Annotated in this window: 25 protein-coding genes; 14 read left to right on the plus strand and 11 right to left on the minus strand. The window is 66.7% G+C overall.

Annotated features, from left to right (window positions below):
* Nucleotides 1–14: 14 nt before the first annotated feature.
* The 3 genes from AC4FS2_RS12790 to AC4FS2_RS12800 are packed head-to-tail and all read right to left on the minus strand — an operon-like array spanning nt 15 to nt 3,070.
* Nucleotides 15–2,015 (minus strand): GAF domain-containing protein, encoded by a 2,001-nt coding sequence (locus AC4FS2_RS12790; RefSeq protein ID WP_491177495.1) that lies wholly within the window; start codon nt 2,013–2,015, stop codon nt 15–17.
* Nucleotides 2,016–2,028: 13 nt separating this feature from the next.
* Complete coding sequence (locus AC4FS2_RS12795) at nt 2,029–2,706, minus strand: response regulator transcription factor (protein WP_491177497.1); 678 nt, start codon at nt 2,704–2,706, stop codon at nt 2,029–2,031.
* Nucleotides 2,707–2,710: 4 nt separating this feature from the next.
* Entirely contained in the window at nt 2,711–3,070 is a 360-nt protein-coding gene (locus tag AC4FS2_RS12800) for a response regulator (protein WP_491177499.1), read from the minus strand.
* 136 nt (nt 3,071–3,206) lie between these two features.
* On the opposite strand from AC4FS2_RS12800, the gene AC4FS2_RS12805 reads away from it, so the two are divergent.
* Genes AC4FS2_RS12805 through AC4FS2_RS12820 form a run of 4 tightly spaced genes read left to right on the plus strand, consistent with a single transcriptional unit; the run spans nt 3,207 to nt 7,749 of the window.
* The gene (locus AC4FS2_RS12805; protein WP_491177501.1) at nt 3,207–4,046 is read left to right on the plus strand and encodes an alpha/beta fold hydrolase; all 840 of its coding nucleotides are present in this window, start codon (nt 3,207–3,209) and stop codon (nt 4,044–4,046) included.
* 27 nt (nt 4,047–4,073) lie between these two features.
* Entirely contained in the window at nt 4,074–5,024 is a 951-nt protein-coding gene (locus AC4FS2_RS12810; protein ID WP_491177503.1) for an alpha/beta fold hydrolase, read from the plus strand.
* Nucleotides 5,021–6,706 (plus strand): cation:proton antiporter, encoded by a 1,686-nt coding sequence (locus tag AC4FS2_RS12815; protein ID WP_491177506.1) that lies wholly within the window; start codon nt 5,021–5,023, stop codon nt 6,704–6,706. The genes AC4FS2_RS12810 and AC4FS2_RS12815 overlap by 4 nt, the downstream gene beginning before the upstream one ends.
* Complete coding sequence (locus tag AC4FS2_RS12820) at nt 6,703–7,749, plus strand: SLAC1 family transporter (RefSeq protein ID WP_491177508.1); 1,047 nt, start codon at nt 6,703–6,705, stop codon at nt 7,747–7,749. The genes AC4FS2_RS12815 and AC4FS2_RS12820 overlap by 4 nt, the downstream gene beginning before the upstream one ends.
* Nucleotides 7,750–7,794: 45 nt before the next feature.
* Here AC4FS2_RS12820 and AC4FS2_RS12825 read toward each other — a convergent pair whose 3' ends face one another.
* Both AC4FS2_RS12825 and AC4FS2_RS12830 read right to left on the minus strand, forming a co-directional pair.
* Nucleotides 7,795–8,178: a cupin domain-containing protein gene (locus AC4FS2_RS12825; RefSeq protein WP_491177510.1), complete on the minus strand. Its 384-nt coding sequence runs from the start codon at nt 8,176–8,178 to the stop codon at nt 7,795–7,797.
* Between the two features lie 23 nt (nt 8,179–8,201).
* Nucleotides 8,202–8,936, minus strand: coding sequence for an alpha/beta fold hydrolase (locus AC4FS2_RS12830; protein WP_491177513.1), 735 nt, complete (start codon nt 8,934–8,936; stop codon nt 8,202–8,204).
* Nucleotides 8,937–8,972: 36 nt separating this feature from the next.
* On the opposite strand from AC4FS2_RS12830, the gene AC4FS2_RS12835 reads away from it, so the two are divergent.
* Nucleotides 8,973–9,206, plus strand: a complete 234-nt coding sequence (locus AC4FS2_RS12835; protein ID WP_491177515.1) for a hypothetical protein — start codon at nt 8,973–8,975, stop codon at nt 9,204–9,206.
* 63 nt (nt 9,207–9,269) lie between these two features.
* Nucleotides 9,270–9,548: a hypothetical protein gene (locus AC4FS2_RS12840; protein WP_491177517.1), complete on the plus strand. Its 279-nt coding sequence runs from the start codon at nt 9,270–9,272 to the stop codon at nt 9,546–9,548.
* Between the two features lie 74 nt (nt 9,549–9,622).
* Here the strand turns inward: AC4FS2_RS12840 and ctaD are convergent, their stop codons facing one another.
* From ctaD to AC4FS2_RS12855, 3 genes are all read right to left on the minus strand, one after another.
* Nucleotides 9,623–11,362 (minus strand): aa3-type cytochrome oxidase subunit I, encoded by a 1,740-nt coding sequence (ctaD, locus tag AC4FS2_RS12845; protein WP_491177830.1) that lies wholly within the window; start codon nt 11,360–11,362, stop codon nt 9,623–9,625.
* A 381-nt stretch (nt 11,363–11,743) separates the two neighbouring features.
* Entirely contained in the window at nt 11,744–12,085 is a 342-nt protein-coding gene (locus tag AC4FS2_RS12850; RefSeq protein WP_491177520.1) for a DUF7882 family protein, read from the minus strand.
* A gap of 148 nt (nt 12,086–12,233) precedes the next feature.
* Nucleotides 12,234–12,572, minus strand: a complete 339-nt coding sequence (locus AC4FS2_RS12855) for a hypothetical protein (protein WP_491177522.1) — start codon at nt 12,570–12,572, stop codon at nt 12,234–12,236.
* A gap of 158 nt (nt 12,573–12,730) precedes the next feature.
* Between AC4FS2_RS12855 and AC4FS2_RS12860 the strand changes: the two genes are divergently transcribed.
* From AC4FS2_RS12860 to AC4FS2_RS12890, 7 genes are all read left to right on the plus strand, one after another.
* The gene (locus AC4FS2_RS12860; RefSeq protein WP_491156368.1) at nt 12,731–13,009 is read left to right on the plus strand and encodes a hypothetical protein; all 279 of its coding nucleotides are present in this window, start codon (nt 12,731–12,733) and stop codon (nt 13,007–13,009) included.
* Nucleotides 13,010–13,089: 80 nt separating this feature from the next.
* A complete protein-coding gene (locus AC4FS2_RS12865; RefSeq protein ID WP_491177524.1) occupies nt 13,090–13,422 on the plus strand; it encodes a DUF7882 family protein in 333 nt (110 codons plus the stop codon).
* 86 nt (nt 13,423–13,508) lie between these two features.
* Nucleotides 13,509–15,479 carry an APC family permease gene (locus AC4FS2_RS12870; protein WP_491177526.1) on the plus strand — a complete coding sequence of 657 codons (1,971 nt, stop codon included), beginning with the start codon at nt 13,509–13,511 and terminating at the stop codon, nt 15,477–15,479.
* A gap of 391 nt (nt 15,480–15,870) precedes the next feature.
* Entirely contained in the window at nt 15,871–16,395 is a 525-nt protein-coding gene (locus AC4FS2_RS12875; RefSeq protein ID WP_491177528.1) for a DUF6611 family protein, read from the plus strand.
* 67 nt (nt 16,396–16,462) lie between these two features.
* Entirely contained in the window at nt 16,463–17,458 is a 996-nt protein-coding gene (locus AC4FS2_RS12880; protein ID WP_491177530.1) for a magnesium and cobalt transport protein CorA, read from the plus strand.
* A 332-nt stretch (nt 17,459–17,790) separates the two neighbouring features.
* Nucleotides 17,791–17,982, plus strand: a complete 192-nt coding sequence (locus tag AC4FS2_RS12885) for a hypothetical protein (protein WP_491177532.1) — start codon at nt 17,791–17,793, stop codon at nt 17,980–17,982.
* Nucleotides 17,982–18,752 carry a MerR family transcriptional regulator gene (locus AC4FS2_RS12890; protein ID WP_491177534.1) on the plus strand — a complete coding sequence of 257 codons (771 nt, stop codon included), beginning with the start codon at nt 17,982–17,984 and terminating at the stop codon, nt 18,750–18,752. The genes AC4FS2_RS12885 and AC4FS2_RS12890 overlap by 1 nt, the downstream gene beginning before the upstream one ends.
* Here AC4FS2_RS12890 and AC4FS2_RS12895 read toward each other — a convergent pair.
* The 3 genes from AC4FS2_RS12895 to AC4FS2_RS12905 all read right to left on the minus strand — a co-directional run bounded on the left by AC4FS2_RS12895 (nt 18,733) and on the right by AC4FS2_RS12905 (nt 22,596).
* Nucleotides 18,733–21,474 (minus strand): ATP-binding protein, encoded by a 2,742-nt coding sequence (locus tag AC4FS2_RS12895; protein WP_491177536.1) that lies wholly within the window; start codon nt 21,472–21,474, stop codon nt 18,733–18,735. The genes AC4FS2_RS12890 and AC4FS2_RS12895 overlap by 20 nt on opposite strands.
* 290 nt (nt 21,475–21,764) lie before the next feature.
* Nucleotides 21,765–21,899 (minus strand): hypothetical protein, encoded by a 135-nt coding sequence (locus tag AC4FS2_RS12900; RefSeq protein ID WP_491177538.1) that lies wholly within the window; start codon nt 21,897–21,899, stop codon nt 21,765–21,767.
* 55 nt (nt 21,900–21,954) lie between these two features.
* On the minus strand, nt 21,955–22,596 hold the full coding sequence (locus AC4FS2_RS12905) for a hypothetical protein (protein ID WP_491177541.1): 642 nt from the start codon (nt 22,594–22,596) through the stop codon (nt 21,955–21,957).
* 346 nt (nt 22,597–22,942) lie between these two features.
* Between AC4FS2_RS12905 and AC4FS2_RS12910 the strand changes: the two genes are divergently transcribed.
* Nucleotides 22,943–23,722 (plus strand): MerR family transcriptional regulator, encoded by a 780-nt coding sequence (locus AC4FS2_RS12910; RefSeq protein ID WP_491177543.1) that lies wholly within the window; start codon nt 22,943–22,945, stop codon nt 23,720–23,722.
* Nucleotides 23,723–23,771 lie beyond the last annotated feature (49 nt).

A 23,771-nucleotide genomic window follows, 5' to 3' on the forward strand; every position in this document is an offset into this window, starting at 1 on the left:
CGTCCCGACCTTCTTCACCCCGTCGCGCTGCTGATCCCGATGTGCGGTGGGACGGGAAGGCGCGCCGTCACGGTCGTTCCGCCGCCGACGGGGCTCACGACCGACAACGTTCCGCCCCCCGCCTCCACCCTGTCCATGAGGCCGGTGAGCCCGGATCCGCCGGCGGGGTCGGCACCCCCGATGCCGTCGTCCGTGACCACGATGAGGAGCTCGTCGCTCGCGCCGGTGATGTTGGCGGTGATCGCCAGCGCCGTGGCGTTGGCATGTTTGACGGCGTTCGTGACCGCCTCAGCCACCAGAAAGTACCCCGTGGTTTCCAGCGGCGCGGGCAGGCGCGGGATCTCGAGGTGCAGCTGGGCGGGCAGGGCGATGTCGGCGACAAGCGACCGGATGCCGGCGACCAGTCCCGCTCGGGTCAGTGCCGCGGGGAGCACCCCGCGGACCACATCCCGCAGTTGACGATTGGCGTCCTCTGCGTTTCCGATCGCCTCCTCGAGGAGGTCGACGACCGGTTCGCCGGCGCGGGCTTTGTCGCGCGCGAGTTTCAGGCTGAGGATGGCGTGGACGAGCCGTTGCTGAGCCCCATCATGCACGTCGCGCTGCAGGCGCCGGCGCGCATCGTCGCCCGCCGCGATGATGCGCGCCCGGGAGCTGAGGAGACCCTCCCTGTTGTTCGTAGTCGCGACCGCCACCGCAGTGAGGTCTGCGAACGACTTCAACCGGTCGAAGATCCCGTCGGGGGGCGGTGTCGCCCAGTCCAGGGTCAGTACTCCCCACGGCTCACCCTCCACCGTGATCGGGGATTTCGCCCGGAAGGACTCGACGCGGCGCACTCCTGCACCGCGTCCGTCGGGAGCGAGGCCGGCATCCGCCTGCTCTGATCCCGGCTGCTCGGCGACCGCCACCACGCCGAGGGCGCCGCCGGCGCGGCGACTGAGCAACGTCGCCCGTGATGCCCCGAAGACGCGTGCGGCGCTGTGGACGACAGACTCGAAGAGAGCCGGCAGGGGCACTCCCCGCGCCGCAAGCTCGGCGATGCGCCGTAGCGACGCTTGCTCGTCGAGCAGCGTATCGAGGTGCTGTCGGTTGCTTACCGCGAGGACGACGCGGGCGGTGACCTCGCAGAGGTCGGTCAGGCGCTGAACGGTCTGGTCGGGCAGAGCAGGCGCCGTGGTGAGGACGGTGAGCCTGCCCAGGTGGTGCTGCCGCGCCGTCACGGCGAACGTCATGGAGCGGCGTGGGCGGACGGGGGTGTTCGTGATCGAGAGGATCGGATTGACCGCCGACTCGATCACGCCGCTGTGAAGGGCCAAGGCGACGCTCTCCACCCCCTCCAGCTTCGCGGCGTATGCGACCAGGCTTCGGGCAACATCACTGACGGGTGCCCCGGCGGCATACTGCTGGATGGAGCGCATCGCCTCGTCGTGCTCCGCGACAGCCCGCAGCCGCGTCCGCGCGTCAAGACTGTCGAAGGACGCAGTGACCAGTTGCGCAAAGCTACCGAGCCGAGCCTCCGCCTGACGGGGCAGGACTCCGGCATCCGAGGTGGCGGTGAACATCCCCCACGCCCGATCCCCGACGATGATCGGCACCGAGACGGCCGCGACGATCCCGAAACCTCGCGCCATCTCTGCATCCGGCTGAGACCGGTAGTCGTCGACTCGGAAGGGCAACCCGGTGCGGCGGACATGATCGGGGAGCGTGTTCGCTTCGAACGCGATACGAGTACCGGGGGATGCCGGCCCCCCGTGCGAAGCCATGACGACCAGCTCGCGCGGCCCGGCGAAACGGGTCAGGGTCATCGGGAGATCTTCGATCTGCCGGGACGCTTCACGAACGAGGGTGGCGAGGATGTCATCGTCCGCGCCGGCATGGGCGATCAGTTCGGCGACGTCGCGTAGTGCGCGCTCCTTCTCGACGAGTCGCCGGATCTCTTCCCGTTCGACGTCGGTGCCGAAGGTCGCTCCCGCAGCGCGGCGGCTGGCCTCCGATGAGCTGTCTGCGATATGCGGCATGCCGGTTCACTCTTCATGCTCGAGCGGTCAGGTAGCGAAGCACGGCCTGGACTCTGCGGTGCTCTGCCCCTTCTGAGGTGATCGACAGCTTCCGGAACACCGCGGTGACGTGCTTCTCGACCGCCGCCGGGCTGATGAGCAGACTGCGGGCGATGCCACGGTTGGACAACCCTTCCGCCATCGCAGCGAGGACTGCCAGTTCCCGAGGCGTCAACGGGGCGAGTTCATCGGGGACCGGATGCGGCCGCAACATGCGTGCCACGACTTCCGGGTCGAGCGCACTGCCGCCTCGGGCGACACGGGTCACTGCGGCGACGAAGTCGCGGACGTCGCCGACCCGCTCCTTCAGCAGATACCCGACGCCCTCGGGGCGGTCACCGATCAGTTCGAGCGCGAACTCCGGATCGCAGTACTGGGTGAGGAGCACCACGCCCATGGTCGGAATCCGCTGGCGCAGTTCGACGCCCACCCGAAGGCCGTCATCGTCGCGGTGAGGGGGCATCCGGATGTCGATCACCGCAACGTCGGGCCGGTGCACCAGAGTCTGGGCAAGGAGATCCACCGCGTTCCCCGCTTCGGCCACGACGGTCAGCCCGCCATCACTGAGTACGCGCACGACCCCCTGCCGGAAGAGGAGGTCGTCCTCTCCGACGGATGCGCGCAGTGGCGGGGGCGCGACGCCGACGTTCATCAACTCATCCGTCGTCGATGATCGAATGCAGCAGCGCGCTGGTCAGATCGGCCTTGGGGACGAACGCCACGGCTCCTGCCGCGACGGCCTCCTGCGCCGACGCGGCGTCGCTGTCCGAGGACACCAGCACGACACGCATCCGCCACGGCGCGTCGCTCAACACCCTGCTCAATTCCAGCCCGTCGCCGTCGGGGAGGCCGATGTCCACGAGCACGACATCGGGCCGGGATTCCGTCACCTGCTGCAGCGCTTCGGCCACCGTGCCCGCCTCACCTTCTGGCTGATATCCCCAGCTAGTGAGCATTCTCCTCGCCAAGTCGCGGAACCGCGCATCGTCGTCGACGATCAGGACAGTCACGGCCATGGCCCCATCGTGCGACGAAGCCGGACCGCTGACTGTAGGGTTTGCCGGAAATCTTCTCGGGGTTGCCGTGCTGCGGTGGCGGATGCGGTCGAGCACGCTGACTGCGTCACCTAACCCCCACCCGAGGAGTTCCGTCATGAGCACCATCACCGTCGGCCAGGAGAACTCCGCGCCGATCGACCTGTACTACGAGGATCACGGCAGCGGCCGGCCGGTCGTGCTGTTGCACGGCTGGCCGTTCGACGGCCGTTCGTGGGAGCCCCAGCTGCATCCACTGCTGGATGCCGGCTACCGGGTCATCAACTACGACCGGCGCGGTTTCGGTCGCTCGAGCGCCCCGACCCTGGGCTACGACTTCGACACGCTCAGCGATGATCTCGACACCGTGATGCGAACCTTGGAAATCGAGGATGCGACGCTCGTGGCGTTCTCCCTCGGCACCGGGGAACTGGCGAGGTACATCGGCCGGTTCGGAACCGACCGGCTGCACAGTGCCGTCTTCATCGAAAGCCTCACCCCGTCCTTCGCCCAGAGTGCCGAGAACCCGAACGGGGTGGATCAGGCGGGCGTCCGCGGCGTGCAGCAGGCGATTCTGGACGACCGGTTCGCGTGGTTGACCGGCATGATGGGAAACTTCCTCAACCTCGACGACTACCAGGGCACGTTGGTCAGCGAGGACACGGTCCGTGCGATGTGGTCGGCCGGTGCCGAGGCGTCACCTTACGCGACATGGGCGTGCCCGCAAGGGTGGCTCGAAGACTTCCACACCGACCTTGAACGCGTGGACGTGCCCGCGCTGATCATGCACGGCACGGCCGACCGCATCCTGTCCATCGACGGGCAGGGGCGCCGAGCGCACGAAGCACTGCCGGCGGCACGGTACATCGAGATCGAGGGCGGCCCGCACATCCATCCCGTCACCCACACCGCCGAAGTGAACCGTGAACTCCTGCGGTTCCTGGCTGACCCTTCCTGACCGGTACGCCGCGATCGCGGTGAGATCATGTTCGACGCTTTCACGTCTCGCCTGATCGAGGTCGGCCGAGGGGCGATCTTCACACGGACGGGTGGAGAGGGCCCCCCGATCCTGCTGCTGCACGGCTACCCGCAGACCCACGTCATGTGGCACGCGGTGGTCGGACACCTCACCGCAGACCACACCGTGGTGGTGGTCGACCTCCCCGGCTACGGCCAGTCCTTCCGACCCGAAACCACCGCCGATCACAGCGCGTACTCGAAACGCGCGCTGGGGAACGATCTGGTCGAGCTGATGGCCGCCCTCCGGTTCGAGCATTTCGCCGTCGCGGGTCACGACCGTGGTGGTCGGATCGCCTACCGGATGGCTTTGGACCACCCGGCCGTGATCTCCGCCGCGGGCGCCTTCGACGTGGTGCCCACCGGCGAGGTGTGGGCACGCGCGGACGCACTGATGGCTCTCACGTACTGGCATTGGGCGTTCCTGGCACAACCGGCGCCCCTCCCCGAAGATCTCATCAGCGCGAATCCCTCTGCCTTCTTCGACCGTCATCTCCGCGCGCTCGGGCTGGGTCGCACCCCGGACCGGTATCCCGACGCATTGATGGCCCAGTACCGAGCGATCCTCGACGACCCCACCGTGGTTCACGGCATCTGCGAGGACTACCGCGCCGGCGCCGGCATCGATCGTGCCCACGACGACGACGACCGAACCGCCGGCCGCCGCATCCGCTGCCCCCTCCTCGTGCTGTGGAGCGCTGCCGGCGCGCTTCCGAAGTTCTACGGAGAGGTGTTGTCCATCTGGCGGCCGTGGGCGGGCGACATCCGCGGCCGCGGACTCGACGCCGGCCACTTCCTGGTCGAAGACCAGCCTGAGGAGGTAGCGCAAGAGCTGGTCGCGCTGCTTCGCAGCGTGCCGGCGGCGGGATCAGCCGGCGCGGGATCGCGAGGAGTCAGCTCCGCGGGGAAGAAGAGATGACACCGGGGGCAACCGTGGCGTGGGCGGTGGCGTTCGTGCTGCTCGCTGTCACCGTGACCGGGCTGGCGCGACGCGTGGGATGGTCCGCGCCGGTTCTCCTCGTCCCGGTGGGCGCGGCCGTCTCCTTCGTCCCGGGCATCCCCGCCGTCCGACTGGAGCCGGAGTTCGTGCTGTACGGGGTGCTGCCGCCCCTGCTGTTCGCCGCGGCGTTCGGCACCTCGGTCGTCGACGTACGGACACGTCGAGACACCATCCTGCTCCTCTCCGTCGGCCTCGTCGTCTTCACAGCCTTCGCGGTGGGATGGGTCACGTATCTCCTGCTCCCGGCCATCGGATTCGCGGCGGCGTTCGCCTTTGCTGCGGTTGTCGCACCCACCGACGCCAGCGCGGTCACCGCGATCGCGGGCCGCCTCAAACTGCCCCACCGCGTCGTGACCGTCCTCGAGGGAGAAAGCCTGCTCAACGACGCGACGGCTCTCGTGCTGGTGAACACCGCGATCGCGGCCATCGTCTCGACCACCGGACCCGGACGCATCGCCGCCGACCTGGCTCTCGCCGTCGCAGGAGGTGTCGGTGTCGGGCTGGGCGTGGGGTGGGTCATGGCGGCGATCCGGAGCCGACTGCGATCTCCGGTGCTCGACACCAGCCTTGCCCTCATCACCCCGTACTTCGCGTTCATCGCCGCCGATGCCGTGCTCGGCTCGGGGGTGCTGGCCGTGGTCGTATCGGCGCTGTACCTGGGCTTCCGCTCCCCCACCGTGCAGTCTGCGGAAGCTCGCGTCGCCGAGGCCGTGAACTGGCGCACCGCATCCTTTCTCGTCGAGAACGCGGTGTTCTTGTTCATCGGCCTCAACGCCGCGGGGATCATCCGCGGCGCGGCGACAAGCGAGGTGAGCGAGGGGATCTGGAGAACGGTGGGCATCTGCGCGGCCGTGATCGCCGCCCTCTTCGCGGCGCGGGCGGCGTTCATCTTCGCGATGGTGGGGATCTTCAAACACGGCACCCGGTACATGCGCGATCAGGACCTGCGGTGGAAGAACGCCGCGATCGTCTCCGCGGCGAACGTCCGAGGCGTTGTCACCCTCGCAGCCGTTTTCCTGCTGCCGCCAGAGACACCGGGGCGGGCGCTCTTGCAACTGATGGCGTTCGTGGTCGTCGTGATCTCCCTGTTGACGGGCCTCCTCCTCCCCGGTCTCATCCGAGCGCTCCGGCTGCCCCCGGTCGACCGGAGGCAGGAGTTCGCGGACTGGCAGGATCTGATGGCTCACGCGCAGGCCAGCGGGCTGCACCGTCTCGAGTCGGAAGTGACCGACGACGACCACCGACGGGTCGTCGACCAACTGCGCATCAACGCGACTCTTATCTCGGACTCGCTCGAGCACGAGTCGGAACCGTCCACCGAAACACTCCTCACCACCTACCGGCGACTGCGACGGGTCATGCTCCGAGCGGAACGGCAGTACGTGATCACCGCCCGCCGAGAGCACCGCTTCTCAGAAACGGTGGTCGCAGCGGCACTTCGGGCGATCGATATCGAAGAATTGGCGCTCCACGCCGCGCCGGTTCTCGAAGACACCGACTCGTCACCGCGCGGCGACCGTCCCGAACGCCCCGCACCCCTGCACCATCGGGCCCGCCGCCGTCCGCTGCGGACGCGAGCCGCGGAAAGGAACCAGAAATGAACGGGCCGCCTCCGGCAACTCGCATACCGCTGAACACCCTTGCCATCCCGTTCGGGCTCGTGGGATACGCCGGATGCTGGTCCGCCACGGCCGCGGCCTTCGGCTGGCCACGATGGAGCGTCGAGCCGTTCTGGCTCATCGCCGGCGGAGCCCTGGTCTGGCTGATCGCGGCACATGCGTATCGCGGACGCCGCGCGCCGGACACGCTCGTGTCACAACTCCGGCTGCCTGCTCAGGGACCGATCGCGGCGATCGTTCCGGTCATCGTCATGCTTTTCGGTGCCCATCTGTATCCGATCATCCCGGTGCCGAGCACGATCCTGGTGTACGCCGGGGCGGTTCTCGCGGCTCTCTTCGCCGCGTGGCTCGTGGCGCAGTGGATCCAGCGCCCCATCCCCATCGAGTCCCTCCACGGCGGCTACTTCCTCCCGACCGTGGCGGCGGGATTCATCGCCGCCGAAGCTTCGGCCGTCGTGGGAAATGCACACCTCGCCGTCGCGGCCTTCGGCATGGGCACGCTTTTCTGGGTGGTGATCTTCACGATCGTTCTTGCCCGCCTCGCCCTGTTCCCCCCTCTACCGGGCCCGCTGGTTCCCACTCTCGCGATACTGGCCGCGCCGCCCGCGGTCGGGGGAATGGCGTGGTTGGCGATGAACGGCCGGACCATCGACGGGGTCACCGTCGTCCTGCTCGGCGCGACGGTCTTCATGATGCTGGTCCAGGTCGCGCTCGTGCCCCGCTACCGCCGGTTGGAGTTCTCCCTCGGATTCTGGTCCTTCACCTTCTCCATGGCGGCCGTCGCTAGCCAGGTGATCCTCCTCTCCGGCATCTCTCGTTACCCGGGATGGGAGGTCGTCGTCGTGGGTGCGCTCGTCGCCGTTTCCGCCCTCATCCTCTCGATCGCGATCACGTCCATCGCGATCGGTCGCCCCACCGCGGGCGGTGCGGGGTACGAGGAACGTCAACTCGCGTCGGCCGACGAATCGGTCGAGGAGCCTCCGAGGGGTGGCCCCGCCGGGCGCCCACGCAAGGCAGTCGGCTGACACGCTCACTCGCCTGAAGGGCCTGCCCCCGCTCGGCCCTGGCGATCACGGCTCCAGGGTGGCGATGGGCTGACCGGTCTCGACGATGTAGGTCGACAGCATCCGCCCGGTCTCAGGGCCGAGATCAGTCGCGTTGTGCGGCACTCCTGGCGGGATGAGAAAACCGTCGCCCTCGTGAAGGACCTGGGTCGTCCCATCTTCGCGCTCCATGCGCACGGTGCCGGCCACGATGTAACCGACTTCTTCGCCGGGATGATGGTGCCAACCGGACGAAACGTCGACGGGGATCTCGGTGAGGACCTGAACGATGTCTCGGCCGGGAATGGACGAGGACGCGTGCTGGATCTCTGTGCGCGTGAGCTTTCCCCGTAGCTCGTCGGTGTCCGGAGGAAGAGCGTCACCGGCGGGTGACAAGGGCGATTCATTCATGATGCCTCCTTGGGATGTGTGCGCTACCGGCCAGTGGTCGCTTCGGCTGCCTCCCGGATGAGATCGAACACTCTGCCCGCTTCCGGAATGCCGACGGTGTGCGAGCCGCCTTCCAACTCGACCGTCTTCCTGGCACCGGCGCGATCGGCCATGAAATGATGCACCGCGGCGGGGATGTTGCGATCGAGCTCGCCGAAGAGGAACCACGACGGGACCGACTTCCACGCCGGTTCGCGCGCCGCCTCGCCGAACGCGGACTCCAGGATGGGACGCTGGGTCACGCCCATGACAGCAGCGGCCTGGGTCGACGAATCCGCCGCGAACTGCGCGTGGTACCGGTCCTGCGTGATGTACAGGTCCACCCCGCCATCGGCGAGCGCCACCGAGGTCAACGTGTCCGCGAGGGTCGATCCCGGCAGCCGGTTGGCCAACTCCCCCGGGGTCTCACCGGCATCGGGGGCGAAGGCGCCGATGTACACGAGGGCTTTCACGTGCGGGTTACCCATTCCTCCACCGCTGATCACCACCCCACCGTAGGAGTGGCCCACGAGCACGATGTCCCCGGTGATGTCCCCCAACGTCGCCCGGAGGTACTCGCAGTCGAACGCGACGCCGCGAAGCGGGTTCGCCACCGCGATCGCGGGGTACCCCGCGTCGAGCAGCATCGTGATCACCCCGCTCCAGCTCGAAGACTCGGCGAAGGCGCCGTGCACAAGGACGACCGTCGGCTTGGTGGTGGATGGGTCCGTGATGCTCATCTCTTCGTCTCCTTCGGGACAGGAGAGTCTTCATCGATGGAGACGATGCGCGAAGCACCCGGCATCGAGCCCACCGCTGCAACTCTGCTCACTTCGATCGGGTTGTCACAGAGTTTCCGCGGCCTCGCTTCGCAGCGCGCGCCGGTCAGCCGGAGAAGATTTCCGGTGAACCCTACGATCCTCGCGATCGGGCGCCCCAAGCCGGCGCGCTGTCTGAAGGTGCGCGTTCACTTCCCCGGCATCCTCGCGCTCAACGGCGCCGAGGCGTAGATTGCCAGGATTGGTTTGCCGCGGAACTCCCTGGCGAACTTTCATCCGAGGGTGAGGCAGAGCATGAGACGCGACACGGTGAAGATCGGCGAAGACAGGTTCCTGCTCGCCCAAGGCCATGACATCGAGAGCGTCAAGGCCGCCACAGTCGCCGCGCTCCGCGCCAACGGCGACCTCGTGGACCTCGTCGTCTACGGCAACCGGGAAGTGTCCGTCCTGGTCTCCCCCGGCGTCGCGGTCCTCTTCACGTCCGAGATCGTCGAAGAGGAGGATCAGGACAGCCGCGACACCGGCGACGTCTCCTTCCCGTTCGCGGCGATCAGCGACTACGAATACATGTAACGACACCGGGCAAGCGCGGTCAGCTCCACACTCCGGGGTGCAGGTGACGGCGGCGGGCGGCCGCTCTTCGACGGCTACTTGACCTGGTCGTCGCTTCCGTCTGCCACGGGGGCATCAGGAGCGTCTTTGGCCGGGCCTACTCCGACCGGCACGCCGGCCTCGGGGTGGTTCAGGTCGAACGCGGGACGCTCGCTGCGGATCCGCGGGATGGAGGTGAAGTTGTGCCGGGGCGGCGGGGAAGACGTCGCCCATTCGAGCGATCCGCCGTAACCCCACGGGTCGTTCACCGTGATCCTCGGCGCCTTACGGGCGGTGATCCACACGTTGAAGAGGAACGGGATCATCGAGGCCCCCAGGATCATGGCACCCACGGTGGAGACCTGGTTGCCCCACGTGAAGCCGTCCTCCGGCGAGTAGTCGGCGTAGCGACGGGGCATGCCGTCCACGCCCAGCCAGTGCTGGATGAGGAAGGTCATGTGGAAGCCGATGAACAGCATCCAGAAGTGCACGTAACCCAGGCGCTCGTTCAGCATCCGGCCCGTCCACTTCGGCCACCAGAAATAGAACCCCGCGAACATGGCGAACACGACCGTGCCGAACACGACGTAATGGAAGTGCGCCACAACGAAGTACGTGTCGGAGACATGGAAGTCCAGCGGCGGGGAGGCGAGGATGACGCCGGTGAGGCCCCCGAAGACGAAGGAGATGAGGAACCCGAGCGCGAACACCATGGGCGTCTCGAACGTCACGGAACCGCGCCACATCGTGCCGATCCAGTTGAAGATCTTCACCCCGGTCGGAACGGCGATGAGCATCGTCATGAGCGCGAAGAACGGCAGCAGCACCGCGCCCGTCACGTACATGTGGTGCGCCCACACCGCCACCGACAACGCCGCGATCGCGATCGTGGCGTACACGAGCGTCTTGTACCCGAAGATCGGCTTCCGGCTGAAGACGGGGAAGATCTCGGACACGATGCCGAAGAACGGCAGCGCGATGATGTACACCTCGGGGTGACCGAAGAACCAGAACAGGTGCTGCCACAACAGCACACCGCCCGCTTCCGGGTTGAAGATCTGTGAGCCGAGCACACGGTCCGATGCCGCCGCCAGCAGTGCGGCGGCCAAGACAGGAAATGCCAGCAGAATCAGGATGCTGGTGATCAGGGTGTTCCACGTGAAGATCGGCATCCGCCACATCGTCATACCGGGGGCCCGGAGGGTGAGGATGGTGGTGACGAAGTTCACGGCGCCGAGGATCGTGCCGAACCCGCTCATTCCCAGACCCAGGAACCAGACGTTCCCTCCCACGCTCGGGGTGAAGGTCGCATTCGCCAGCGGCTGGTAGGCCGTCCAGCCGAACCCGGCCGCGCCCTGCGGCGTCAGATAGCCCGCGACAGCGATCAGAGACCCGAACAAGAACAACCAGAACGACAGCGCGTTCAACCGCGGGAATGCGACATCGGGGGCGCCGATCTGCAGGGGCATGATGGCGTTCGCGAACCCCGCAAAAAGAGGCGTCGCGAACATCAGCAGCATGATGGTGCCGTGCATCGTGAAGAGCTGGTTGTACTGCTCCCTCGTCGGCACGATCTGCATGCCCGGTTCGAACAGTTCGGCGCGGATCATCAGTGCCATCAAGCCCCCCAGCATGAAGAACAGCAGGGCGGAAATGATGTACATGTAGCCGATCGTCTTGTGGTCAGTGGAGGTGATCCACCGGACGATGATGTTGCCCTTCTGCTCGACGCGCGTGGCGGTCAGCAGCGCTGCTTGCCGTGGCGGGATGGGAGGCGCCTCCACGGTCGCCGTCATCCCCTCGCGAGCGACATACCCTTCCTCCATCTTGGGGTCCTTCCTGCGCGGCGCCGCGGGGCGCCACAGCACTGGGCTACGGGCTGGCTGATCGGTCGATGTGCATGGACAGTAAGCGCGCGCGTCTCCCGCGTCCCACCCGGTTGCGTTACCTCCTCTGACGGAGTAAAAAGTCGTGGCTTCTCGCTGCCCCGTTATTGAAGGCGCTGGAGGGAGTCAGGCCAAGGACTCGTCGCCCTGCGATTCCACGGTGGGCGACACTCTCGCGGTTTCCGGACGAGGTACAGCCCCGTCGGCTGATTGGCTGTGTAGGAGAGTGCATCCAGCCACGGGCCGCTGCTCTCGCGAACGCATGTCACGCACGGGCGAGAAAGGGCCGCACTACGCCCGGGTCGGTGCGTCGTTGGGGGGCTCTGGGATGAGCCGGAGACCTTGCGTGCTGTTCGCGGAGTCGGCCAGGAGTGCGAGCCATCGCCGGTTCAGCGGTCGATCCAGCGGTCGGTCGTAACTGAAGTACAGGGACGAACTCCTCGATATCCACACGGTGCCGTGGAGCCCGGTTTCGGGGACAGCGGCATCCCCGTCGACGTCTGGTTCGTCGTCCCAGCTGAAGATGAAGCTCTCGTTACGCCGCAGCCGTGTGAGCATGACGGACTGAAGATGCCGAAGCCCCCAGTCCTCGATGCCGATGGCGGGCGCCACGCCATAAATCAAGTGGCCCATGCTCCCCCGTTCAATACCTGTACCCGTCTCAGATGCACGCGCAAACGTGCGCCCGCTCCCGGATGACGTGAGCCTACGCCTCCAGGTCCGCAGGACGTGGGATGGGTCGCGTCACGTATGACCTGACTTCGGGGGCGGGCGTCAGCCCTCAAGCGATCTGGTCGTCGTCTAGCTCGACGATGTGCGGTCCCTCGTCGTATCGCGGTGAGGGCGGGTTACGGAGGCGGTCGATTTGGTTCCTCATGTACTCCAGGGCCTGCCCGTTGTCAGCCATCTGGGCGCGGGAGTTGGTGGACTCGGAGATCAGATTGCTGGCCCCGTTGAGCACGAATGTCGCTTCCGTCTCGTTGCCGTCTCGGCTCAACACGTTGACCGTCACGGTGTCGGCGATGTTCTCCGTCCCGAGGAGCGCGGCATACTCGGTCAGGCAATCCGCGGTCTCGTCGTCGACGAACACCGTCTTATCGGCAAAAGTGATGTGTTTCACGGGCCCACTGTGACCCGCTCACACACAGAAGCGTGAAGGGGTTGACAGCCCACCCATCCCCCCAATGCGTTCGGGACGTTCACCATTCGACGTCCCACAGAGGGACCCGGCGGCGCAAGCCCTGCCGACCCTGGTCGGCAATGTCGTAGCTTACGGAGGTGACCGAAGCAGAAACGATGGTGAGGACCGAACTCACGGTCAACGGTGAGAGCTACCTGCTCGCGCAGGGGCAGGACCTCGACGAGTTGCGCCGCGAGATGGAGGAAGCCGCTCGCGACGGGGGGCGCTTCGTCGAGTTCGTCGTGGTCGGGAACCGGTCAGTGTCGGTTCTCGTCTCGCCGCGCACGGAAATCGTCATGTCCGTCCAAACCGTCCAATTCGACTCGCGCGACACGGGCGACGACGAGACTCCCTACGGCGGCTTCTTCGACCTCTGAGAAGCCGCGCCTCGTGCCCGCACGCGCGATCGAATACGTAGACAGAGCGCGCAGCCGCGCGCGGTAGACCAGGAGCCAGAATGGGCAAGTTCTCCTACAACACTCAGGTCAGCGCCACCTTCGATGATCGGCTGCTCGCTCACCTTCAGATCGTCATCGGTACCAAGCTCCGTCGAGCGGAGCCGTTCTTCTTCACGTGGAAAGACGATGTCAGCCTCGGCAGCGGCCGCACATCCCTGTGGATTCACCCCGGAGCCTCGCTGACTTTCAAGTTCAGCGGAAACCGCCAGCCCCAGATCAACCGCGCGTGGCTCGAAGTGCTCACCAGCGCGGCGAACTCCCCGACCGGCCTCTACATCATCAGCGAGCCACAGCAGGTCGAGAGGCCGGCGGACGGCATCCTCTACGGCTGACGCGACACGTCCACCTGACACGGCTGCCATAATCGGTTGTCGGTCGGGAGCCGGTCGACGACCCGTGCGAGTGGACCTGAGGTCGGATGTCTGAGTCTTCCCTGGAGCGATTGCCGCCGGAGATCCCCTCCGGCCGGCTGGCACGTGCAAGGCGCTGGCTGCTTGAGGGGCTTGTCGACGGCCAGGGCAGGCACCAGGGTCCGCACGCGCAAACCACGGGCAGGACGCACTCGTGGTGGCAGGTGATGTGCCTGACCGGGGTGGACTACTTCTCCACCCTCGGGTACCAGCCGGCGATCGCGGCGCTGGCGGCCGGGTTGCTGTCTCCGTTGGCGACGATCGTGCTGGTGCTTCTCACCCTGCTCGGTGCGCTGCCGGTGTACCGCCGCGTGGCGCGGGAGAGTTTCAACGGGTCGGGTTCGATCGCGATGCTCGAGCATCTGCTGCCGTGGTGGGCGGGCAAGGTGTTCGTCCTGGTTCTGCTCGGCTTTGCGGCCACCGACTTCATGATCACCATCACCCTCTCGGCGGCCGATGCCACCGCACACGCCGTGGAGAACCCCTTCGCGCCCGAGTGGTTCGAAGGCAACGAGGTTGCGATCACGCTCTTCCTGGTCACGCTCCTGGCCCTCGTATTCCTCAAAGGCTTCCGGGAAGCCATAGGCATCGCCGTTGTGCTGGTCGCCGTCTTCCTGGCCCTGAACCTCGTCGTCATCCTGGTCTCCCTCGCGCACGTGGCCCAAGCCCCCCTGGTGGTGACCGACTGGTGGGCAGCACTGAACACCCAGAACGGCAGCCCCTGGCTGATGATCGGCATCGCCCTGCTTGTCTTCCCGAAGCTCGCCCTGGGATTGTCGGGGTTCGAGACCGGTGTCGCCGTGATGCCTCAGATCCGGGGAGACGCCAATGACACGGCGCAGAATCCCGCGGGGAGGATCCGCGGGGCCGGACGCCTTCTGACAACGGCCGCCATCATCATGAGCGCCTTCTTGATCAGCTCCAGTTTCGTGACAACGCTGCTCATTCCGCAGGGAGAGTTTCAGCCGGGCGGCAGCGCCAACGGAAGAGCTCTGGCATATCTGGCGCACGCGTTCCTCGGCGACGGGTTCGGGACCCTCTACGACATCAGTACGATCTGCATCCTCTGGTTCGCCGGCGCCTCCGCGATGGCAGGCCTGCTGAATCTCGTGCCCCGCTATCTGCCGCGGTACGGTATGGCTCCGCACTGGGCGCGCGCGGTCCGCCCGCTGGTACTGGTGTTCACCGCGATCGCCTTCCTGATCACGATCGTGTTCGAGGCGGACGTCGACGCGCAGGGGGGCGCATACGCGACCGGGGTGCTGGTCCTGATCACTTCTGCGTCCGTCGCCGTCACCCTCTCCGCACGGCGGAGGAAGCAGCGTCCCGCCACCATCGGATTCGGCATCATCGCCCTCGTCTTCCTCTACACGACTGTGGCGAACATCATCGAACGACCCGACGGCATCCGTATCGCTGCGTTGTTCATCGTCGGGATCATGGTCATCTCTGCCGTGTCGCGGATCGGTCGCTCTTTCGAGATCCGCGCGACCACCGTCACGTTCGACCGGGCTGCGCTGGCCTTCATCGAGGACGACGCCGAAGAGGGCGAGATACGGATCGTCGCCCACGAACCGGATGACGGCAGCCCGGAGGAGTACTCCAGTAAGGACGCCGCCGAGCGGCGGTACTCGCACATCCCGGCAGCTTCCCGGATCATCTTCCTCGAGGTTCACCCCACCGACTCGTCCGAATTCGAGGAAGAACTCCTCGTCGAGGGTGTGAACAGGTTCGGCCACCGCGTGCTGACCGTGAACAGTGCCAACATCCCCAACACGCTGGCCGCCGTGCTCCTGCAGATCCGTGATCAGACCGGCGTGATCCCGACCGCGTATTTCCAATGGACCGAGGGCAACCCGGTCTCGAACATGCTCAAGTACCTGTTCGTCGGCTCCGGCGAGGTGGCGCCCGTGACCCGGGAAGTGTTGCGGGAAGCGGAGCCGAACGCGAAGCGGCGCCCCACCATCCACGTCAGCTGAGCGCCGGCGCGGACAACCGCGCAGGGATTGCGTCAGGATCGATGCCGCTCTCGTACGGGAATCATGAGGACCGCGGTGGCCCCAGGATCCCGACGGTAGACCGGAAGGCGTGACCCTTACCCCGATCATCCCGATCATCCCGATCCTGCGTGGTCCGATCCCGGCCCCGTTCGTCCGCGGGGCACGGTGATGCTGCTGCATTCCATCGTTTTCGCTACGCGCCGCGCGCGCGTGCACGCCGAATTTCTCGCGACGCCTCCGGACACCGCAGACGTGACGAGCCATGCCGAGGAAGACCGATGACGCAGGGCATGGCGCAGCGGTCGGTGGAGCCGGGCCGCGAGACGGACCCCGCCGAGAACGCGGTTCTCGGATACAACTAGGCCCCCTGATGCTCACCGACAGATTCCCCGCGGCTCGGCTGGCGCGGTCGCGGACAGCGATGCGCCACCGTGAGGCCCAGGCCAGCACGTTCACGGTGCGCGTCGAGCGGGGCGGGGCCGTGGTGTATCGCCTGACGGTCAACCCACCCCACCTCGACGCATCGGGTCACCGACGACTGCGCACGTGGCAGGCCTGGCGTCGCGTCGGCCCTTTCGGTGGACTCGGCCTGGGCCTCGGGGTGGCTGTGGTCACCTCACGCGCCGCCGGGGCGTTCGCGGGCGTTATCGCCTACCTGCTCGGGACCGTCGCTCTCGCCTCGCGGGCCAAATCGCAGCGACCCCTCGTTCGGCGGTTACGCGCCACCGATGTCGGTCCCACGACGACCGTGGCGCAACTCGAGGCCTGTGTGCAGCTTCTCCTCCTCGCAAAGGAGATGGCCGATGCCGAGCAGGCCCGCGAGGGTGGCCGTGAGTCCGCCGCCAGGTTCGAGACGACGTGGGACCGGGTCTACTCCGAGCTCGGACGAGTATGACCGGACCCCAGGATCACCTGCTCCGGCACCCCCTGCGAGGCCCTTATCCGCGCTGCGCCCTGGCATGATGCCGGTCGTCGACAACGCCGTGTACGTTTCCGGCCGCCGCATCGAAAACCCTGCCAGCCTCGACGAAACCTTCGAGTACATGCGCGCTCGCAGAGGGATGGCCTGGATCGGACTGTTCCGCCCCACCCCCGAAGAGATCCGGCACGTTGCGGACGAGTTCTGCCTCCACCCTCTCGCCGTCGAAGACGCTCTTTCCGGGCATCAACGCTCAAAGATCGAGCGATACGGGGACGTCCTCTTCGCCGTCCTGCGGCCGGCCCGCTACCTCAGAGAGACCGAAACAGTCGAGTTCGGCGAGCTGCATGTCTTCGTCGGACCCGACTTCGTGGTCACCATCCGGCACGCCGAATCTCCGAACCTCGCACGGGTCCGCCACCGCCTGGAGGAGCAACCCGACTTGCTCTCGCTCGGACCCGAAGCTGTGCTCTACGCGATCCTCGACCAGGTCGTCGATGAGTACCAGCCTGTGGTCGCCGGGGTGGAAGACGACATCGACGAGATCCAAGACATCCTCTTCAGCGGGGGCGGCTCTCTCTCGCAACGGATCTACGAGCTCTCCCGAGAAGTCATCGCCTTCCAGCGCGCCAGCCAGCCGCTGGCCGGCATGCTCGAAGGCCTGCTGCGCGGGGCGGAGAAGTACAAAGTCGACCTCGAGTTGCAGCGGTCCTTGCGCGACGTCTACGACCACTGCCTGCGGGTCACCGAGCGACTCGCGTCGTTCCGCTCGATTCTGCAGAACGCCCTCACGGTGAACGCCACCCTGGTGGGCGAACGACAAACCGCCACCGCGCTGGTCCACAGCGAGCAGGTCAAGAAGATCTCCGGGTGGGCCGCCATCCTGTTCGGCCCCACACTGGTGGGAACCATATACGGGATGAACTTCGCCAACATGCCCGAATTGGACTGGGTCATCGGGTACCCCATCGCCCTCGCGCTGATGGCAGCAACAAGCGTCACCGTGTATGTCGTCTTCCGAAGGAAGCGCTGGCTGTGAAGCCGGCGCCGGGGTAGGGCTATCCAGCTCCCGGCTCAAGATGGAAGCGCTGGTCGACGACCTTCAGACCCACGCCGCACCCATCGCGACACGTACGCGCTCGGTAGTCCGACGTGGGCCACTTACGTAGCTTCTACCGACGCGGCAGGTCCGCCCACGCTGTGATCCTGTCTACAGAGCCGGACAGATGCCGAATCACCTCTCCAACGCCCTCCTCGATGGGGCGCTCGCACAGGCCGGCTCGGCGCTCCTGACCTTCGTCGGCCGGACGCGCAAACGGGACACACCCCAGACCTAGGCGAATAGCGACACAGACCAGAACGGATCCACCGATGATCGAACGATCCATCCAAACCCCGTCCGGCGGCCCTGCTCCCACTCACTCCACGCCGAGCGAGGCGCCTCTGGCCGGCCCACCGGCCACGGCCAGCGAGAAGGACACGCGGTACGCAGCGGGCATCAGTCTGGCTGCGGTGCTGGGCAGCACGCTCCTGGGCGTGAAGGGTCGGAAGGAGTTCGGTTGATGGCCTGGAGTACGCGTGAATTGGCGGAACTGGCAGGCACGACCGTCAATACGGTTCGCCACTACCACCGGCTCGGCATCCTCAACGAGCCCGGGCGCAGGTACAACGGTTACAAGCAGTACGGGGTACCGGACCTGGTGAGGCTCCTGCGGATCCGCCGTCTGGGGGAGCTGAGCGTGCCGCTGTCCTGCATCGACCAGCTCCGCACGTGTGGGGAGAGCACACCAGATGCCCTGTCGGAGTTGGACTCCGAACTGGAGAGGAAGATCGAGCGTCTGCGGCGGGCGCGTGCTGACATCGCTACGCTACTTCGCGAGAATGCGCCAGTCGATTCGCCGGCGGGCTTTGCGTCAGTCACGACGCGTTTGTCCCCATCGGACAACTCGATCCTCCACATCTACGCGCAGTTGTACGACGCGGATGCGATGGCGGATCTGCGGCGCATGGTGGAGGTCGACGCCGATGAAGGCGCGGTCGGGGATCAGATCAATGCGCTCCCACCGGATGCGGATGAGGAGACCCGGCAGCGCCTGGCAGAAGGTCTCGCGCCCACGCTCGCCCGAAACCTCATCGACTACCCGTGGCTGCAAGACCCGTCCCACCACCTGTCCAAGAGTGCGCACGTCGCCCAGGAGACGCTGCTGGAGGCGATGACCGAGCTGTACAACTCGGCGCAACTCGATGTCCTCTCTCGCGCGGGCGCGCTGGCTCACGACAGGTTGCGGACGAGCGGGATGACGACGCCCCGAATCAGAGTTGAAGCTCCTTGAGTTGGCGGCGAGAGGTGATACCCAGCTTTCGGAAGATGCTCCGCAGGTGAGCCTCGATCGTTCGCGGACTCAGGAACAACATCGCGGCCACTTCCCGTGAGGTGGCGCCGCTCGCGACAAGACGCGCGATGTGCAGCTCATGCTCCGTGAGTACCGCACGGGGCACAGAGTGGCGAGCACGAGGGTGCTCGCCCGTGGCGCGCAGTTCCCGGGCGGCGCGCTCGGCGAAACCTCTCGCTCCCATGTCGGTCAGCATGTCATGTGCCGTCCGTAGCTGTTCTCGGGCACCGCGACGACGGCCTTCGCGCCGGAGCCACTCACCGTAGAGGAGGTGAGCACGCGCGAGGTGACCGACCAGGCGTGAGTCGGCCAGCCGTTCGATTGCCTCGCGGTACTGGTTCTCGGCGGCATCACCCGGCGTGATCAGAGCTTGTGAACGTGCTGACAGACCGAGCGCCCACTGCGTGCCACTCGCGCGGGTTCGCGCGGCCAGTTGCTCATACGCTGCTCGAGCTTCCTCAAGGTGACCTGCGCGGGCTGCTGCTTCGACCAACTCCGGCAACGCGAGGCTGACGACCGCGAGTTCATCGGACGCCGCGGCGTGCTGAGCCGCAGTCATCGCCGGCACGAAGTTTCCCGTCGCGTTGTGAAGCACGGCGAGCGCGTAGTGTGCGAACGTGACCTCCGCTCCCCTGCCCTCCGCCGTGGTCCGGACGCTCGCCCGATAGAGCTCCGTGGTCTTTTCTTCCTGGCCGCGCCAGGAAGCGAGCAACAGAGCGGCGAAGCGCAGCGGCACAGCCCCCGTCGCGCGAGCGATGGCCGTGCTCTCAGCTACGAGTTCGGCGGACCGAGTGAACTCGCCGCTCAGGGCAAGAGCGACCGAATGAGCGACCAGAGCGGTATGGAGCGTGGCCAGCGCCCCCGCCCCCCGCGTGAAAGCGACGTTTCGAACGGCCAGGCGGTGCATCAGGTCGTCCTCGAAGAGTGCGACGGCCGTACGGCTGGCGAGCCACAGCCAGCGATCGCTGTCCGTCTGGCCAACGACGTCCCGATCGAGCTCTTCATCGCAGAACAACGTGAGCGCTTGTCGTAGCTCGCCCGCGCCGATGGAGTACCCCTGCGTGTAGGCCGTCACGAGCCCATCGAGCAGAAAGTCCGCCGGCCTGGGCGGCTCCGGCGGCCGGGGCGCCGCTCGGGCTGCCTCGGCCACGTCTCGCACATCCCCGCCATCACCGGCACCAATGAGCATGGACGCGTTGAGCGCGAGCAGGAAGGTCTCCCGAGACATCGCGCGGTCGAGCGGCGCCAGTGCGTGCGCGGCTTCCAGGAACTCCGCGGGAACGTTCCCGCCCTGCGCGAGATAGAAGGTGATGTGCGCTTTGAAGAGGGTGAGGCGCGCAGACTGCAAAGGGTCCAGCGGTCCCTGCGCCGCAAGCGCGAGCAGCTTCAATGCCTCATCCGCGGCGCCGGCCTCATATTTCGCCTGTGCCGCCAGCATTGCGCGCTGTGTGCGGAGAGCGGGGTCCGGGGTGAGTTCCGCCGCACGCTGGATGAACGCGGCCGCCGCCGCCATGCCGCCGCGCGCGAGTGCGCGATGGCCGGCGCGCTCCAGCTCGGTGGCGATTCCTTCGTCTGTACCGAGGATGGCCTGTCCTTGATGCCACGCGCGGCGATCCGGATCGATGCGCGTGTCGGTGACCGCAGCCAGTGCGGAATGGGCATGGCGACGTTCCGACGCGGTGGCAGCGCTGTAGATCGCTGAGCGCACCAGGGGATGCCGAAACCGCACCGCGGAGTCGATGCTCAGTAACCCCGCGGCCTCCGCTGGGGAGGCGGCGGCCCGTTCGATTCCGAGGTGTGACGCTGCCCGGAACAGCAACGTCACGTCGCCCGTCGGCTCCGCCGCAGCGACGAGGAGCATGCGTTGCGTCTCCACCGGGAGTGTTCTCGAGCGGCGCCGGAAGGCCTCTTCAAGACGGTGCGGGATGTCCGGCCGATCGTGCACATCGAAGCCGCTTGCCAGAATCGCCGGCCGGACGATTCGTGGCAACTCCAGCAGCGCCAGCGGATTCCCGTGTGCTTCCGCGATGACGCGGTCCCGCACGGAGTCGTCGATGGGGGTCCGGATCTCGGCATCAAGGAGCGCCTGTGCGTCGCGGTCAGCGAGTCCGGTGAGTCTCATGACCGGTATGCCGGAGAAGGCGGACTCGGTGTCGTCGTCATCCCGGCCCGCGATGACGAAGGCTATCCGTTCGGCAGACACTCGGCGAGCCGCAAAGGCGATGACCTCGGCCGATGACCGATCGAGCCATTGAGCGTCATCGACGAGACAGAGGAGGGGCTGATCTTCAGCGCTCTCGGCCACGAGATTCAGCACGGCGAGACCGACAAGGAACCGGTCCGGCGGGGGACCCGTCTTCCCACCGAAGGCGATGGCGAGTGCGTCGCGTTGCGGCTCAGCCAGCGCGGAACCGTACTCCAAGAGAGGCGCACACAATTGGTACAGCGCGGCGTACGCGAATTGCCTTTCCGACTCCATGCCGATCGCGCGTTCCACTCGGAACCCCAACGCTCCGGCGGCGGCGCGTGCGTAATCAAGGAGCGCGGACTTCCCTATCCCCGCCTCGCCGCGCGCCGACAGAGCACTGCTCCGGCCGGCTTGCGCGTCTGCGAGGACACGATCGAGCGCGTCTTGCTCTATCCGCCGGCCGAACAGCTGCACCCGCTACCCCCGTAGACGTCAGTCGAGTTCGTGACTGGCATAGTCATTCCGGGTCATCGAATCGCACTTGATCATGTGCCTACAACACAGTGCCCACTGAGTGCAAGCATGCCTCCTCCCCTGTTGCGCAGTCTGGGGACTCTAGGATGCGGCTGCCTCGGCACGTGATGCGGCATTGTTCGGTGTCCGTGCCGGCCCGGTGCGCCGGGAGCGCCTCCACACCACCACAGTCGTGCCAGCAGCGTCCAGGTGTCCGGGGAGCCGGCTGATCGGCGATGGCAGGAGGACGGTCATGCCGCTCGCGGGGGTTCGTGCGTGCGCTCCGTCGTAGACGTCGCGGCCTCGAGCACACCGACGACGAGATCACTGAGATCGATGGATACCGTCGGTGGTAGGGCGATGTCGCTGGGTCGTGGTTGGTACATGTCGTGCCTCCTGTAGGGCGAGGGCGGGCAGGCCCTTCACGTCGGTGCGGGTTCTCTACTCGCCGCTGTCGAAGAGACCGCCGTCGAGGAGCCAGTTGTAACGCAGCCGCAGTGCACGCTCGGTGCTCGCCGTGAGCGTCGCAACCAGAAGCAAGATGTTCGCCCACATCGGAAGGCGGAAGGGGCTCGCGAACGTGCCGATAGTCTCCGCGATGAGCGGGACCTGCGTGATCTGCTCGATGACCTGTGGAACCCCGAGCACGAGCGCGACCGCGAGTACGCTCACCGACGCGATACCCAGCGCTCCGCTCAGCGCCGGGTTCGTTCGTTCAAGACGCGCACGCCGCCCCTCCGCTGAGGCGGGATCGGGCGTGAGCTGCCATTCCGCCCCGTCGTGCGTCACGTAGTGGCAGCGCTTGAGTCCGAAGCCGCTGGCAGCGACTTCGATGGTGCCACCCGGCACCGGGAACGCTGCGGGAAGCTTGGAGGTGGCTCGGTGGGCACCGTCGCGGTAAAGCCGCGCGCGCAGCTCGCCGTCCGAATCACCCCCGCGCCGGAAGTCGATGGACCACGTGTCCCGTGCGCCACCCTCGCCGGCGAGATACAGATGAAAAAGGGAGCGCGAGAACAGCTGCCACCAGCGAAAGGGCGGCAACGCGTGTCCGTCTCCGAGCTTCACCGTCTTTTTTCGGGTCACTGGTTCTTCTCCGTGTTGCTCAGAGATGCTGACCCCGAAAGTGATTCGGTTCGGGAGGGCATTCTCGAGCGGATCGTGGAATCGAGCCAAATTCGATTCGATCCTCAGTAGAAACCGTGTTCTCAGAACAACGTCAAGCCGTGTCCTGCCGCGTCTCCTGATCTGGTGTCGCACGTGGCGACGCCACGGCACGCGAGCCTTTCCCGGGTCGGGCCAGAACGGTCGGCGCGCGCCTGTCAGCCACCGGGCTTGACCCTGTGCCCGGCACACGGCCTTGAATAGGCCCGGCTCTCAACCGTGGAACGCACCGCTGGGACCGACGCCAAGAGAGGGAGAGATCGACCGCATGGCATGGAGCACACGAGAGGTCGCGAGTCTCGCCGGCACCACCGTTAACACGGTGCGGCACTACCACCGGGTCGGGATCCTCGACGAGCCGGACCGAATGCCGAACGGCTACAAGCAGTACCAGGTGCGGCACCTCGTGCGGCTTCTGCAGATTCGGCGCCTGCGGGAACTCGGCGTGCCACTCGAAAAGATCGAGCAGGTTCGTGGAGACGGTCACACGTCGGCGGAGGCACTCGCGGCGATCGATGCCGACCTGGCTACGAGCATCGAACGGCTGCAGCGTGCGCGAGCGGAGATCGGAGCGATCCGTCAGGGGTCCTCCGCGACAGACGTGCCACGCGGTTTCGAAGATGTCGCCGCCCGATTGTCCAGCGCTGACCGCGCCCTCGTCCTCATCTACGCGCAGCTGTACGACCAGGAGGCGATGGCCGACCTACGGCGGATGATCGAGGCAGAACGCGACGAGGCGACGGAGGCGTTCGATGCTCTGGCACCGGACACCGACGAAAGTGACCGGCGACAACTCGCCGAGAGGTACGCACCCACCTTGGCGCGGCACCTCGCAGACTATGCCTGGCTGAGTGACCCCGGTGCGCACCTCTCTCGGAGCCCGACGGCCACCCAGCAGATCTTCCTCGAGTCGATCGTCGCCCTCTACAACCCCGCTCAAATCGATGTCCTCAGTCGCGCCAGCGTGATTGCGCAGCAGCTGCTCGCGGACATGGACACGCGTGCGGATCGGCCACCAGGACCCGAGGACGACGCGACTCAGCCATGACCAGCGCATCGCAGTGCGCTCTCACCGCACCCGATGGGTGACGGAGCGG

The organism is Microbacterium sp. Z10_103 (genome assembly GCF_058310455.1).